The 13625-nt window shown below is 59.5% G+C and carries 15 protein-coding genes and 1 riboswitch; of the genes, 5 read left to right on the top strand and 10 right to left on the bottom strand.

Annotated features, from left to right (window positions below; genetic code table 11):
- Nucleotides 1-97: 97 nt before the first annotated feature.
- The 5 genes from FIV05_RS30600 to FIV05_RS30580 all read right to left on the bottom strand — a co-directional run bounded on the left by FIV05_RS30600 (nucleotide 98) and on the right by FIV05_RS30580 (nucleotide 4477).
- Entirely contained in the window at nucleotides 98-856 is a 759-nt protein-coding gene (locus FIV05_RS30600) for an ATP-binding cassette domain-containing protein (protein WP_152512248.1), read from the bottom strand.
- Nucleotides 853-1797 carry an iron chelate uptake ABC transporter family permease subunit gene (locus FIV05_RS30595; RefSeq protein ID WP_152512249.1) on the bottom strand — a complete coding sequence of 315 codons (945 nt, stop codon included), beginning with the start codon at nucleotides 1795-1797 and terminating at the stop codon, nucleotides 853-855. Before FIV05_RS30595 ends, FIV05_RS30600 begins: the two co-directional genes overlap by 4 nt.
- Complete coding sequence (locus FIV05_RS30590; protein WP_286202344.1) at nucleotides 1787-2776, bottom strand: iron chelate uptake ABC transporter family permease subunit; 990 nt, start codon at nucleotides 2774-2776, stop codon at nucleotides 1787-1789. The genes FIV05_RS30595 and FIV05_RS30590 overlap by 11 nt, the downstream gene beginning before the upstream one ends.
- Before the next feature lie 15 nt (nucleotides 2777-2791).
- A complete protein-coding gene (locus FIV05_RS30585) occupies nucleotides 2792-3700 on the bottom strand; it encodes a siderophore ABC transporter substrate-binding protein (RefSeq protein WP_152512250.1) in 909 nt (302 codons plus the stop codon).
- A gap of 141 nt (nucleotides 3701-3841) precedes the next feature.
- On the bottom strand, nucleotides 3842-4477 hold the full coding sequence (locus FIV05_RS30580) for a TetR/AcrR family transcriptional regulator (RefSeq protein WP_152512251.1): 636 nt from the start codon (nucleotides 4475-4477) through the stop codon (nucleotides 3842-3844).
- Nucleotides 4478-4728: 251 nt separating this feature from the next.
- Here FIV05_RS30580 and FIV05_RS30575 point away from each other — a divergent pair, with 251 nt between their 5' ends.
- A complete protein-coding gene (locus FIV05_RS30575; RefSeq protein ID WP_055660856.1) occupies nucleotides 4729-4941 on the top strand; it encodes a hypothetical protein in 213 nt (70 codons plus the stop codon).
- A gap of 49 nt (nucleotides 4942-4990) precedes the next feature.
- Here FIV05_RS30575 and FIV05_RS30570 read toward each other — a convergent pair whose 3' ends face one another.
- The 5 genes from FIV05_RS30570 to FIV05_RS30550 are packed head-to-tail and all read right to left on the bottom strand — an operon-like array spanning nucleotide 4991 to nucleotide 9818.
- Nucleotides 4991-5581 (bottom strand): ATP-binding cassette domain-containing protein, encoded by a 591-nt coding sequence (locus tag FIV05_RS30570; protein ID WP_055660858.1) that lies wholly within the window; start codon nucleotides 5579-5581, stop codon nucleotides 4991-4993.
- Nucleotides 5575-6375 (bottom strand): ATP-binding cassette domain-containing protein, encoded by an 801-nt coding sequence (locus FIV05_RS30565; protein WP_152512252.1) that lies wholly within the window; start codon nucleotides 6373-6375, stop codon nucleotides 5575-5577. Before FIV05_RS30565 ends, FIV05_RS30570 begins: the two co-directional genes overlap by 7 nt.
- On the bottom strand, nucleotides 6372-7226 hold the full coding sequence (locus FIV05_RS30560; protein WP_353622195.1) for an ABC transporter permease: 855 nt from the start codon (nucleotides 7224-7226) through the stop codon (nucleotides 6372-6374). Before FIV05_RS30560 ends, FIV05_RS30565 begins: the two co-directional genes overlap by 4 nt.
- Before the next feature lie 5 nt (nucleotides 7227-7231).
- Nucleotides 7232-8233, bottom strand: coding sequence for an ABC transporter permease (locus tag FIV05_RS30555; RefSeq protein ID WP_152512253.1), 1002 nt, complete (start codon nucleotides 8231-8233; stop codon nucleotides 7232-7234).
- A gap of 4 nt (nucleotides 8234-8237) precedes the next feature.
- Complete coding sequence (locus FIV05_RS30550) at nucleotides 8238-9818, bottom strand: ABC transporter substrate-binding protein (RefSeq protein ID WP_353622194.1); 1581 nt, start codon at nucleotides 9816-9818, stop codon at nucleotides 8238-8240.
- Nucleotides 9819-9944: 126 nt separating this feature from the next.
- Between FIV05_RS30550 and nikR the strand changes: the two genes are divergently transcribed.
- The 4 genes from nikR to nrdE all read left to right on the top strand — a co-directional run bounded on the left by nikR (nucleotide 9945) and on the right by nrdE (nucleotide 13616).
- The gene (nikR, locus tag FIV05_RS30545; protein WP_055661094.1) at nucleotides 9945-10376 is read left to right on the top strand and encodes a nickel-responsive transcriptional regulator NikR; all 432 of its coding nucleotides are present in this window, start codon (nucleotides 9945-9947) and stop codon (nucleotides 10374-10376) included.
- Between the two features lie 166 nt (nucleotides 10377-10542).
- Nucleotides 10543-10750, top strand: a riboswitch (cobalamin riboswitch).
- 103 nt (nucleotides 10751-10853) lie between these two features.
- Nucleotides 10854-11075: a glutaredoxin-like protein NrdH gene (gene nrdH, locus FIV05_RS30540; protein WP_055660868.1), complete on the top strand. Its 222-nt coding sequence runs from the start codon at nucleotides 10854-10856 to the stop codon at nucleotides 11073-11075.
- Nucleotides 11076-11079: 4 nt separating this feature from the next.
- A complete protein-coding gene (gene nrdI, locus FIV05_RS30535; RefSeq protein WP_055660870.1) occupies nucleotides 11080-11484 on the top strand; it encodes a class Ib ribonucleoside-diphosphate reductase assembly flavoprotein NrdI in 405 nt (134 codons plus the stop codon).
- The gene (gene nrdE / locus FIV05_RS30530) at nucleotides 11466-13616 is read left to right on the top strand and encodes a class 1b ribonucleoside-diphosphate reductase subunit alpha (RefSeq protein ID WP_152512254.1); all 2151 of its coding nucleotides are present in this window, start codon (nucleotides 11466-11468) and stop codon (nucleotides 13614-13616) included. The genes nrdI and nrdE overlap by 19 nt, the downstream gene beginning before the upstream one ends.
- The last annotated feature ends 9 nt before the right edge of the window (nucleotides 13617-13625 follow it).

Here is a 13625-nt window from a genome sequence, read left to right as displayed (position 1 = left end):
CACCTTGAACATCGTGCTGGCGGCCGGATTTCTACCGATCCTGCCGCCAGTTTTTTTGAAATCGCCGTCTGTGGGGCAGAGCCAGGAGATAGCGCTTTCAAGCATGGTGAAGCGCCACCAGCTTGCCGTCCAGTTCCCGGATCGGAACATCCATGTCGTAGATAGCGGCGAGGGTGTCTTCCCGCATGAAGTCGGCAGTGGGGGCCATTGCGGCCACTTCGCCGTTCTTCAGGGCGATGATCCTGTCCGCGTAAGCCGACGCATAGTTGATTTCATGCAGGACCACGACGATGGTCTTGCCGTGTGTATCGGCAAGGCTTCTAAGCTGCCGCATCAGGTTCCTGGCGTAATGCATGTCCAGATTGTTGAGCGGCTCGTCGAGCAGCAGATAATCGGTATCCTGGGCATAGGCCATCGCCACCAGGACCCGCTGGCGCTGGCCACCGGATAGTTCATCGATGAAGCGTTTGGAAAGATCCGTCAGATCGAACATTTCAAGAGCCGCATCGACCTTTTCGCGGTCGATCTCCGCCGGCCGTCCGAGGTGATGCGGAAAGCGGCCGAAGCCGACCATCTCCTTGACGGAAATTCTGGAGGCGACGCTGGTATCCTGGCGCAGGATTGCCAGTTTTCGGGCGAGCTTCATCGCCGGGCTTTGGACGACATCCAAGTCGTCGAAGCTGATGCGTCCGGTTTGCAGCGGCAGCAGGCGTGCCATCAGCGCAAAGAGTGTGGATTTGCCGGCACCATTGGGCCCGATCAGAGCCGTGATACCGCCTTTTGCGATTTTCAAGGACACATTTTTCAGGATCGGCGCGCGGCCATGGTGGAAGCTGACATTGTCGATCTCGATCATGCCCGCACCTTTCTCAGGATCAGGAAGAGGAACACGAGGCCCCCCAGAAACTCGATCACGATGCTGAGGCTGCCGCCCATGCCGAGCACGCGTTCGAACAGGGTCTGACCGCCGACCAGCACGATGACCGCAATCAGCACCGACGCGATCAGCAGGCTGTCATGATGATGGGTCTTCAGAAGTTCATAGGTCAGAGCGCTCACCAGCAGGCCGAAAAATGCCACGGGTCCGACAAGGGCGGTCGAGGTCGCGACCAGCACGGTGACGAGCGCCAGGCCGATGAACAGTTCACGCCGGTGGTTGAGCCCCAGGCTGATCGCCTGCTCCCGGCCGAGTGCCATGACATCCAGGACATGACGCTTGCGCCAGGCCAGAACGCAACACAACAGGATGAGACCGGCCGAGATCACAAGCAGTTCGGTATCGACACGGTTGAAGCTCGCGAACATGGCACCCTGCACCACGGCAAAGGCATTCGGGTCGATCATGCGCTGCAGCAGGCTCGTCAGGCTGCGGAACAGCACGCCGAAGATTACCCCGACAAGAAGCACGCGGAAGAGATCCTGGAGACCGTTGCCGAGTAGCGTGCCGAAAAGGGCGAGCGCAGCGGCCGTGAGCAGGATGACTTCGAAAGCGAACTTCGTCTCCGGCGCCAGGGCGGCATACCCGAAACTGCCAAGCGCAAAAACCAGGCCCGTCTGGACGAGGAGATAGAGCGCGTCGAACCCCATGATGGAGGGCGTCAGGATACGGTTGCTGGTGAGCGTCTGAAACAGAACCGTCGACAGGGCGACGGCAGCTGCCACCAGCACAAGCGCGGCCAGTTTGGTGCCCCGGAACGACAGGACAAAGCCCCAGTTGCCCCGCGCGCCCAAAGTCAGATAGGCCAGGATCGCAAGCACTGCACAAGCGCCCAGGAGGAGGAGTTTCCTATCGGGCATGCGCCGGCCTTGCAAACAGCAGCCAGAGAAAGACACCGGTGCCGATGGCGCCGAAGACTGTTGCGGTCGGAATCTCGTATGGATAGCGCAGCAGCCTGCCTGCCACATCGCTGGCCAGCACCAGTGTCCCGCCGGTCAGTGCGACGAGCGGCAGGGTTCTGCGGGCATTGTCGCCATGAAAGCGGCTGACGATGTTGGGAACGACCAGGCCGACAAAGGGTAGCATGCCGACCGTAGTCACGGTGAAGGACGTGATCAGGGCAACGATGCCCAGGCCGACAATCAGCACATGGCGGTAGTTGAGCCCAAGGCCGATTGCTGCGTCCCGGCCAAGGCCTGCGATGGTGAACCTGTCGGCGTAGAGATAGGCTGCGAGCGCGACCAGGCCGGAGGCCCAGAGCAGCTCGTAGCGGCCCTGAAGAACGCCGGAAAATTCGCCGTGCATCCAGATGCCGAGATACTGGATCAGGTCGTTCTCGTAGGCGATGAACGTGGTGATGGCGGCAATGACGCCGCCATAGATGATCCCGGTCAAGGGCATCAGCAAGGGCTGGGCTGGCGGCAGTTTCTGCACAAGAGCCAAGAATATGGCCGTGCCGCCGAACGCAGCACAGCATGAGATGGCCATCTTCAGGAAGACCGACCCTGACGGCATCAGAAGCGTCACGATCAGAAGTCCGAGGGCCGCGCACTCACCTGTGCCCGCGGTTGCCGGTTCGACAAACCGGTTCCGTGCCAGCATTTGCATGATGACACCCGCCACGGCCAGAGATGCGCCGGACAGAATCGCCGCGCAAGTTCGTGGCACACGACTGATCAGAAAGAGTTCAAGACCTTCCTTGCTCTGAAGCAGCTCCACAATCCCGAGATCAGCAGCCCCGATGGCAAGACTTGCCAGGCTGAGAGCTGTCAGCAGGCCGACCACCGCGCAGAACCAGATCTGCGCGGAGGAGGGGAAACGTCGGACGTTTAGGCGCAAGGAACCTTCTACCGATCAATTGGCCTTGGAAAACGCTGCCGACAGATCGGACAGGGTTCCAAGCACGGACTGATAACCACCGGCGGAAATGTAGATCCTGGCGGCGTCCAGATAGACGACCTGACCATTTTTCCAGGCCGTCGTCTCCGCGACCAGCTTGTTGTTCAGGGTTTCCCGGGCAGAAGCACCGTCTGCGCCAACGGCTGCCGCCCGGTCGATGACCAGCAGCCAGTCAGGATTGACGTCACGGATAAACTCGAAGGAGACCCCCTCGCCGTGGGTAGAGTCCTCGATCTCAACCACAGCCGGGGCGATCCCGAGTTCCGTGTGTAACCAGCCGAAGCGCGAACCCGGCCCGTAGACACTGATCTTGGGGCCGTTGGTCAAAACGATCAGGGCCTTGCCCGCTGCTGCCCCTTGCTGCTTGAAGGCGTCAATCGCGTTCGCCAGATCCTGGTCCAGCTTGCCGGCTTCTTCAGACTTGCCGAAAAGTGTGCCGTAGGCGAACAGTCGCGCACGTGCCTGGTCCAGGAGGCCGTCGCCCCAGATGGTCATGTCGATTGTTGGGGCAAGGGTGGAGAGGGCTTCAACCTGGGACGAAGACCGTCCGCCTGCAATGATCAGGTCCGGCTGCAGCGCATTGATCGCCTCGAAATCCGGTTCGAACAGGGTCCCGACCGGCTCGGCCGCTTCGGCAACACCTTCAAGATAGTCGACGTAGAGATTTGCCGGAGCACCGGCGATCTCGACACCCAGGGCAGAGAGCGTGTCGATCGCCGCGATGTCGAAAACGGCGATCTTGGCCGGTTGCGACGGGACCTCGGCCGGACCGCTCGCCGTTTCGATGGAAATCGTGTCGGCCAGGCTTGCCTGCGTACCGAGCGCAGCCGCAAAGGCGAGCGCCACCCAGTGGAAATTGCGCATGATGCGTCTCCAGATGTGGACGCCTGGCTATTCCCCTGAAATGGCTGAGCGTATTGAAATTGAATGTGCGGCAGGACCAATCGATCCAAGCGCCTTCGGCTGGTTCGTCATGCCAAATGCCGACATGGAATTCAACTGTTCTCAGGTGTCAATTGATCTTTTAAGGCTCGACAGGTAGGCCTTGACCCCGGCAACGAGGAACGCACGGACGGCATTTACCATTGCGCCATTGTCTTCGCCCGCAGCCATTGCTTCCATGGCGTCGACAGATGTCGTGAACATCAGGCCGATCAGCATCTTCGGATGCAGGGTGTCCCTGTCGAGTTCTGGGACCGTCGTGGCGAGCATGTCAAACAGTTTGGATATACCTGCCGCGCTGTAATCCTGCGCATTGATCAGGACGCTCTCCTGTTCGGAAGAGGCCCGCTGGATCAGATAGATGAACGGGTCTCTCTGTCCGGTTTTCGCATTGAAGCCAAGATTGACCAAAGCATCGAAATAAGCGCCGGTGAGGTCCTCGATACCCGGAGGAGAGCCGTTGCGTTCGCTTTTCACCGCTTCGAGGCGCGCCAGAAGTTCGGCATCCAATTGCTGAAAGCGGCTCTTCAGAAGTTCCAAAAGCAGGTCGCTTTTACTTCCGAAATAATAGTTCACCGAGGCAACATTTGCCCCCGAGGCGTCTGTGATCTCGCGTACGGAAGTGGCTGCAATGCCTTTTTCTGCCATCAGGCGTTCCGCATTCAACAATAGGCGCTGGCGTGTCGGTTCCGGCCCCATACTCCCTCCTCGGTTGATGTGAAGTATGTAGCCCGAATGTCAGGAGAGTTCAAACGCTGTTTGAAAAAGAGGGCCTGTTTCCTTTCACGTTTCAGGACGGTCAACAAAGCGTCCGCATTGCCGGCGTCTGATTGCTAGCCGTCTTCGCAGATGAAACGAATGACCGATTAGGGCCGAAAGCACCAACGCATGTCGTTGCCCCGCAGACCGGGACGATGCACGCCCACGGAAATGGACACGGTCATTCCCACATGGACGCACGTGCCCTGGTGCATGAGCGCGACCTCGAGGCGCAGCTCAAGCCCGGCCACTTCTCGACCTTGCAGACGATCCTCTTCGGACTCTCCGGTGGCCTTGTTCCGTACCTCTCCGCGATTACGGTTTTGTTGTCCTGTCTACAGATCAAGAAAGTGGCGATCAGACTCGTGATGATTTTCACGAGCTTTTCGCACTCCCACGCCTGAACACACTGCGGGAAGATCCTTTCCGGGCGGCTCCCCAGACCAATTTGTCTCAGATTGTGACAACCCTCGTCGCGATGCGCTCAAGCAGTGCCCGATCGTGGCTGATTGCCAGAATGCCGAGGCCCTGCCGCACGCGCTTGAGAAGGAACTGCCAGATTTCCACCTGGGCGACCGGATCAAGCATGGACGTGATTTCGTCGGCGATCAGGTAGCGTAAGCCGGGAGCCAAGGCGCGAAGAAGAGCGACCCGTTGCAGCTCACCGCCGGAAACCTCGTGCGGATAGCGAGCATACCAACTGTCATCGATACCGAGCTCCGTGCGGGTGACTTCATCAGGCGACCACCCTTCCGCGATAATCCTGGAAATGCGCCAGCGGGGATCTGTCGCGAAGATCGGCGATTGGTGCAGATACTGGACAGGATGGAACTGTCCATTTGAGCCTGCTCTGTCGTCTATTGTGATAGTCCCACTTGTTGGCTCCAGATGCCCGGCGAGCAGCCTTCCGAGTGTCGACTTGCCCCGCCCTGAAGGGCCGGACAATCCGACGATTTCACCAGGATGGATGGAGAGGGCAACGTCACGCAAAACATAGGGCGCTCTTGCGCCATAGCGGAAACTGAGGCGATTTGCGGTCAGCATTTCGCCTCCGTAGCGCTGAACGCGTTTTGGGGCAATGCCAACCACAAGGCCCGCGCGAACGGTGACCGGAGGGCCGCGCCGCCACCCACGAAATCCGAAGCGGTTTCGATGGAAACGAGGCGACCGCCTTTCATGACAGCGACACGGTTCGCGAACGGAAGCGCTTCGGCAAAGCTGTGAGTGATCAGGAGAACAGCTTTTCCGGCATCTGCCTGATTGCGCAGGTGGGCCAGGACATTTGCACAGTTCGCGGGATCCAGTCCGCTTGTCGGTTCGTCGGCGACGACCAGATCCGGATCGCCTACCGTCGCGATGGCCATCATCATGCGCCGGGCAATTCCACCGGAAAGCTGATGCGGAAACGCGTTTGCCGCCACCTCATCGAGGCCGTAGCGCACAAGCAGGGTGTCGATGCTCCCGCTGTCGAGTTGACGGCCGGCGCGCTGACCTGCCCAGGCGATCTGCTTGCGGCACCGGGTCATCGGATCGAGATGGCTGAGCGACTGCGGCACCAGGACTATCCGCGCTCCGCAATACCTCTGTCTGAGCGCAGCATCTAGCTTGGTTCCCTCGATCCGGATGTTGCCTCCCACGACCGCGTTGGTGGGCAATATGCCGAAGATTGCGTGCGCAAGAAGGCTCTTCCCCCCACCGGATGCTCCGATCAGCGCAACAATCTCACCCCGTTCGACCCCGAAGCTCAAGCCGTCGAGTATGCGAAGTTCCCGCTGACGAATGAGGCCGTCGTAGCGGGTGAAACCGACCGATACCTGATCGAGACGAAGAAAGCTCATCGGTGCGCCTGCCTTGGATCCAGCAACAGGCGCAGCCCGTTGCCGATCGCATCGAAACAAAGGACGAGTAGCAAGAGGCTGAGGCCTGGATAGAGACCAAGCCACCAATTGCCGGCCGTCAGGTAGCGCATTGAATCCGCCAGCAACACGCCGATGGCCGGTTTGGTCGGTTCAAGGCCGAAACCGATGAACGTCAAGCCCGCCTCATGCAAGATGGCGTGGGGAAACAGAAGCACCAGGCCGACAAGCAGTTGGGGCAACAGGTGGGGCAGGAAATGATGACGTCCGATAAACCACCACGATTTACCCAACCGCCGGGAGACGACGATGAAATCGGCATGCCGAAGCTGAAGGATCTCGGCCCGGAGGACACGCGTCAGCCTTGGCCAGTGTGTTGTCGCCACGGCGACGATCACCGCATGGGTGCCACCGCCAAGGGCAAAGGAGATAAGGATCAGCAGCACCAGGTGGGGCAGGCCCATGGTTGCATCCACGAGGAAAGACACGAGCATGTCGGCCCAGCGGCCGCACGTCGTCGCAAACACCGAAAGGCCGAGCGCGATAAAGGCCGACAGCGTTGCCGCAATCAGGCCGACCCACAGGCTCACATTCAGGCCGTGTACGGTTCGGGCGAACATATCGTGTCCGAACTGGTCGGTCCCGAACCAGTGCGCCCAGGACGGAGCGGCAAGTCTTGCGGAAAAGTCGGGGGAGATGCCGAAGTCGCCGAAGACAATTGCCCCGGCAACGACAAAGGCTATGCCAGCAGCGCCGATCCCCGTGGCGGCAAGCGTGAGGATGCGCTTGTTCATGCGCATACGCGGAGAAGAGCTGGACGTTGTCTCGAGCACTTGAGTCAAGGCCTGACCTCCATGTCGGGAGTCGCACCGATGCGGGGATCGACGACATGGTAGAGGATGTCGGCGATCGTGTTGCCGACGGAGACGAACAACGTCAGGCAGAGCGCAACGGCCAGAAGCAGGGGGACATCGCCCGAGACACCCGCCTGCACAGCGGCGCGCCCCAGCCCGGGATAGGCAAAAACCTGCTCGGCCAGCACCGATCCGCCAAAGAGTTCACCGAGCGACGCAAAGAGCACCGTTATCGCCGGCAGTGCAGCATTGCGCGCGCCATGCCTGATCGCAACGTCGGCGAGAGATGCGCCCTGGGCCCGGGCATAGAGCGCGAAATCCGACTGCATGATCTCGATCACTTTCGCGCGGGTGTGAAGGGTGATCTGGGCCACGCCGAGCACCATCAGCGTGACCAGCGGAAGAATGAGATGATGCAAGCGTTCCAGAAGCGTCACGTCTTCAGGCAGAACTCCGATTGGGGCGGCACAGCACACAGGTGTCCAGGAGAGGCCGACCGAAAAAACCACCAGCAGGACGATCGCCAGCCAGAATGTGGGGGTCGATGCGAGGATGTAGGCATAGGTGCGAATGATGCGGTCAAACCACGTGTCTGCCATTGCACCTGCGGTAACACCGAGCGCGAAGCCGAGAAGGCCCGACAGCAACCAGGCCATTCCCATGAGCGGCAGGGATGCCTGCACACGCTTTGCAAGCACCTCCGCAACCGGCGCGTTATACGTCATGGAGGTGCCCAGGTCGCCCTGGGCGATGTTGCCGAGCCATTTGACGAACTGGGTGAGGGGGGGCTGATCCAGTCCCCATTTCTGCGCGATGAGATCGCGTTGTTCTGGCCCGACCTTGGAGATCGCCGGGCCAAGATAAGCCTGGACCGGATCGACAGGCGACATCTTCGCCAGCGCGAATGCTACGACCGCAACGGCGGCCAGCAACAATGCCAGCCGCACGATGCGGATTACCACGAGGATCGGCCAGTTGTTCGTCATGAGATCAGTCGCAGGTCCATGTCCAGTGCTGAATCAGGGACGTGATCGGCCAGCCGTGGCCGTGAGGTTCGATCTGGGTCGGGCCGAGGTCTATGCACTCGTTGACATAGTAGATGTGGTCGAGATTGACGAGCCAAGCCCAGCCGGCCAGGCCCTTGCCTGAATAACCGGCTTTCCCATCCCATTCGGCGGCCTGCCAATGCGGATAGGAGGCTTCAAGGCTCTCGGATGCCTGCGCCGATGCGAAGTGCTCGTCGACCTCCGGGTTGGAGAAGAAACCGGGATTGTAATAGCCCCGACCACCCACCGAGCTCTGGTATAGGCTGTACACCTCCTGGGGGCTGTGGCTGCCCCAACCGAAGAGAACCGGGTTGGCGTGCATCTGGCGCTCGATGTCATCCCAGCTCTTGCCTTGCGGCACCGCTTCGATGCCGATGGCTTTCAGCTGTTCTGCGGTCGTAACGACGATGGCCTGCCGGGTGCTGTCGGAGGCCGGGAAGATGAGCGGGAAACTGGCACGAATTCCATCCTTGCTGCGGATGCCGTCGGAGCCGACCGCCCAGCCTGCACCGTCGAGAAGTGCCTGGGCGGCCTGCGGATCGAAGCTTAAGGCCGCTTCGGGGTTTGACCATGGCAAACCATCAGCTGGACCGTAGGCGGGCGTCCCGTGACCCAAAAGGGCGACTTCCACGATCTGCTCCCGGTCGACTCCAAGATTGATTGCCTGCCTTATTACCAGGTCGGACGTCACGTCATTGCCGATCGGATTGCCGGCAGGCGTAGTTTTGCCTTCGTCAGGCAGCATTGGAAAGCTCATGCCGCGATTGTCGACGGAGTCCACGGCGATCTGCTTGAACCCGGCGGGCGGCGCATCGGCCGCAGTCGCCGGAACCGACACAACGTCAACCTGGCCGGCATGGGCGGCGGCAAGACTGGTGTCCTCACTCGTAAACAGGAACGTGATCCGCTCGAAGGGCGACTGCTTTCCGAAGTAGTAGGGGTTCTTCTTGACGATGAGCTGCTCGCCTTCGGTCCACGACACCATCTGGTAAGGGCCCGAACCGACAGGTTTGCGGGCGTATTCCGGCCCGTAGCTGTCCGCCGGGACGATACCGAGCGTGAACAGGAAACCTGAAAAGGCGATCCAGGGCTGGGACAGCGTGATTTTCACGGTCGTGTCGTCAATTGCTTTTGCCAGCTCTAGGACACCGAGATCGAGCTCACCGCCCGCGGTTTTCGCGTGGTTGAAGGTGAAGGCCACGTCTCTTGCCGTCAAAGGGCTGCCGTCCGAGAACTTGGCATCCGGACGAAGCTCTATGGTCCAGGTCAACCGGTCTTCGGACAAATACAAGTTCTTCGCAAGCTCGGGCTGGGTGCGCATTTGCGCGTCGCGCGTCAGCAGGGTCGACTGGAATAGAGGATGTCCGTAGCGGCCCCATCCGAGAAGCGGATCATAGCCTTCATCCGGCTCGCCGCCGATGGCAAGCACGATCTCGGATTTAGGGGCAGCCAGTGCGGTCGTGGAAATCCCGAGGCAAAGGAAGAACGCGATGAGGCTCAATGTTCCGGAGATTGGCATTGTCATGAAATCGCTCCTAATATCCTGCCGGACGAGTCAGGCGGACCGTGGCTGTCGCCGCTGTCGGCAGACACTATGAGTCAAAAAGTATGATGTCTATAGAAAAACATCATACTCATTCGAGGTATGGCAATGCAGCGTGTAACGATCACTCTGGACGATGATCTGATGGATGAGTTGGACAAGCTGATTGAGGAGCGGGGATATCAGAACAGGTCTGAAGCAATCCGGGACCTGGCACGCGCAGGGCTCGGACAGGCAGCGCGAACGTCCGACACCCGTCAGCCTTGCTTTGGTGTGCTCAGCTATGTCTACGACCATGCTTCACGGGATCTGGCGCGGCGTCTGACCAGCACGTTTCACAATCATCACGACCTGACGGTTGCCAGCATGCATGTGCACCTAGATCACGACAACTGTCTGGAAATCGGGGTTCTCAAAGGGCCAACCTCCGAAGTGCAGCACTTCGCAGAGCACGTCATCGCTGAGCGTTCGGTTAGGCATGGAACTCTACAAATCGTACCCCAGGTTGAGAAAAACACCCTGGAAGAGGCGTCTGACTGAAGGCAATGCGCTAATCTCTTGGCAGGCTTTCCATTGGTGTAAGTTCTACAGGCCGTCTGCGTCTCGACACGACGCTGGAGTAGTGAAGTTCAGACCTCAAGCCAATTTTCCCCACCCAAATTATCAGCTTTTGGCGCTTCATGTTGACTTAAAATTTGCGACCCATACTGTATCTAGTGTTCAGGGTCTGGCGATTCTTTTGAATTGCCGGCTAAGAGGGAAGCCGGTGCGCTCTACCAAAGGCAAATCCGGCGCTGCCCCCGCAACTGTGAACGGCGAGCCGTTGTCCATAAACCACTGGGATTCCCCGGGAAGGCGGATGACATGGCCTCGACCCGTGAGCCAGGAGACCTGCCTTGAGCGAAAAACGTCAGCGGACGGCGGGTCCGGGCGACGCTTGAAGGCATGTGCCTCCCACATGTTCTCTCGTGCCTCCATCCGTCCACAATCTGGAAACATCTTCGGGGTGCAAGAGACATGACCGTCACCGTTTACAGCAAGCCTGCCTGCGTTCAGTGCAACGCCACCTATCGCGCCCTCGATCAGCGCGGCGTCGAATATGTGGTCATCGATCTGAGTGAAGACTCGAATGCCTTCGAGCACGTGCAGTCGCTCGGCTACAAGCAGGTGCCGGTCGTTGAAGTCAGCGGTGATCATTGGGCCGGGTTCCGTCCGGACAAGATCGCAGCCCTGAGCTAGGTCCTTGACACGGCTCGTTTACTTTTCGAGCGCTTCGGGAAACACACATCGGTTCATCGAAAAACTTGGAAACCCGGCACTCCGCATCCCGCGGAACAGGTCGGAAACGCTTCCTGTTGTCCATGCCCCCTTTCTCCTGATCCTGCCGACCTTTTCGGATGGAGAGGGGCGGGGCGCTGTGCCCGGTCAGGTGATCCGGTTCCTGAACGATGCCGCCAACCGATCCTTCCTGAAAGGCGTCATTGCCTCCGGCAATCGCAATTTCGGGGCGTATTTTGCCTATTCCGGAGATGTCGTGTCGAAGAAATGCGGCGTTCCGCTGCTCTACCGTTTCGAGCTTGCCGGAACCGAAACCGACCTCCACCGCGTCCAACACGGGATGACAGAATTTTGGAAACGACAGTCCTAGACCGCCCTGCAGCACCGGCGGCAAACCTCGACTATCATGCGCTCAATGCAATGCTGAACCTATACGACACGGACGGCAAAATTCAGTTCGACGCCGACCGTCAGGCGGCTCGGCAGTATTTCCTCCAGCACGTCAACCAGAATACGGTTTTCTTCCATTCGCTGGAGGAAAAACTCGGCTATCTGGTGCGCGAGGGCTACTATGAAAACGAGGTGCTGGAACAATACGACACGGTCTTCGTCAAGGCGATCTTCGAAGCTGCCTATGCCCGCAAGTTCCGCTTCCCAGCGTTTCTCGGTGCTTTCAAGTATTACACCAGCTACACGCTGAAGACCTTCGACGGAAAACGTTACCTGGAGCGTTTCGAGGACCGGGTGGTGATGGTTTCGCTGACCCTGGCTGCCGGCGACGAGGATCTCGCCATGCGGCTGATGGACGAGATCATTTCTGGCCGGTTCCAGCCGGCAACGCCGACCTTCCTCAACGCGGGCAAGAAACAGCGCGGCGAGTTGATCTCCTGCTTCCTGCTGCGTCTTGAAGACAACATGGAATCCATCGGACGCGGCATTAATTCCGCACTCCAGCTTTCCAAGCGCGGTGGCGGTGTTGCTTTGCTGCTCACCAACATTCGCGAGGCGGGCGCGCCCATCAAGGGGATCGAGAACCAGTCTTCCGGTGTCATTCCGGTGATGAAGCTTCTGGAGGACAGTTTCTCCTACGCCAACCAGCTTGGCGCACGCCAGGGCGCGGGCGCTGTCTACCTTAACGCCCATCACCCGGACATCCTGCGCTTCCTTGATACCAAGCGCGAGAACGCAGATGAGAAGATCCGCATCAAGACCCTGTCCCTTGGCGTCGTGATCCCGGACATCACCTTCGAACTCGCGAAGGAAGATGACGACATGTATCTGTTCTCGCCCCACGATGTGGAACGGGTCTACGAGATGCCGTTCTCGCAGGTTTCGGTCACGGAAAAATACCGCGAGATGGTCGACAACCCACGCATCCGCAAGAAGAAGATCCGGGCGCGCAGTTTCTTCCAGACGATCGCGGAGATCCAGTTCGAGAGTGGTTACCCTTACGTCCTGTTCGAGGATACCGCCAACCGGGCCAATCCGGTCGACGGCCGCATCAACATGTCGAACCTCTGCTCGGAGATCCTCCAGGTCAACGAGGCATCCGAGTTCAACGAGGACCTCTCCTACAGCCACCTCGGCACGGACATTTCCTGCAATCTCGGGTCGCTGAACATCGCAAAGGCGATGGACGGAGGCGATCTCGGCGCGACGGTGGAAACCGCCGTCCGGGCCCTGACAGCTGTCTCCGACATGAGCGCCATCGACAGCGTGCCGTCTGTGCGCCGGGGCAATGACGAAAGCCACGCCATCGGTCTCGGACAGATGAACCTTCACGGTTATCTCGCCCGTGAACGCATCCACTACGGTTCGGAGGAGGGTGTCGATTTCACAAGCATGTATTTCTGCGCGGTCGCCTATCACTGCGTCCGGGCCTCCAATGCCCTGGCGCGCGAACGCGGCAGAAGCTTCAAGGGCTTCGAGAAGAGCAGATACGCCGACGGTTCCTTCTTCGACAAATACACCGAGCGCGAGTGGGAACCGAAAACCGGTCGGGTGCAGGAACTCTTTGAGAAAGCTGGCATCGATCTTCCGACCCAGGCGGACTGGCTGGCGCTGAAGGAAGCTGTCATGGCGCACGGGCTTTATAACCGGAACCTCCAGGCCGTTCCGCCAACCGGCTCGATCAGCTACATCAACAACGCCACATCCTCGATCCACCCCATCGTCTCGAAGATCGAGATCCGCAAGGAGGGAAAAATCGGCAGGGTCTATTATCCGGCTGCCTACATGACCAACGATAATCTCGACTATTACCGGGATGCCTACGAGATCGGTCCCGAGAAGATCATCGATACTTACGCGGCCGCGACCGAGCATGTCGACCAAGGCCTGTCCCTGACGCTTTTCTTCCGCGACAGCGCGACGACGCGGGACGTCAATCGCGCCCAGATCTATGCCTGGAAGAAGGGTATCAAGACCATCTACTACATCCGCCTGCGCCAGATGGCCCTTGAGGGCACGGAAGTGCAGGGCTGCGTGTCCTGCTCACTTTAGGGAACCTTG

It is taken from the genome of Labrenzia sp. THAF191a, assembly GCF_009363335.1.
GTDB lineage: Bacteria > Pseudomonadota > Alphaproteobacteria > Rhizobiales > Stappiaceae > Roseibium > Roseibium algicola.
This window is presented reverse-complemented; position numbering and strand designations above follow the sequence as displayed.

Coding starts and splice junctions, on each gene's coding strand:
- FIV05_RS30600 (WP_152512248.1), bottom strand. CDS start 856: ATGATCGAGATCGACAATGTCAGCTTCCACCATGGCCGCGCGCCGATC.
- nrdH (WP_055660868.1), top strand. CDS start 10,854: ATGACCGTCACCGTTTACAGCAAGCCTGCCTGCGTTCAGTGCAACGCC.
- FIV05_RS30580 (WP_152512251.1), bottom strand. CDS start 4,477: ATGGGGCCGGAACCGACACGCCAGCGCCTATTGTTGAATGCGGAACGC.
- FIV05_RS30575 (WP_055660856.1), top strand. CDS start 4,729: ATGGACGCACGTGCCCTGGTGCATGAGCGCGACCTCGAGGCGCAGCTC.
- FIV05_RS30555 (WP_152512253.1), bottom strand. CDS start 8,233: ATGACGAACAACTGGCCGATCCTCGTGGTAATCCGCATCGTGCGGCTG.
- FIV05_RS30550 (WP_353622194.1), bottom strand. CDS start 9,818: ATGACAATGCCAATCTCCGGAACATTGAGCCTCATCGCGTTCTTCCTT.
- FIV05_RS30565 (WP_152512252.1), bottom strand. CDS start 6,375: ATGAGCTTTCTTCGTCTCGATCAGGTATCGGTCGGTTTCACCCGCTAC.
- FIV05_RS30585 (WP_152512250.1), bottom strand. CDS start 3,700: ATGCGCAATTTCCACTGGGTGGCGCTCGCCTTTGCGGCTGCGCTCGGT.
- FIV05_RS30595 (WP_152512249.1), bottom strand. CDS start 1,797: ATGCCCGATAGGAAACTCCTCCTCCTGGGCGCTTGTGCAGTGCTTGCG.
- FIV05_RS30570 (WP_055660858.1), bottom strand. CDS start 5,581: ATGCTGACCGCAAATCGCCTCAGTTTCCGCTATGGCGCAAGAGCGCCC.
- nikR (WP_055661094.1), top strand. CDS start 9,945: ATGCAGCGTGTAACGATCACTCTGGACGATGATCTGATGGATGAGTTG.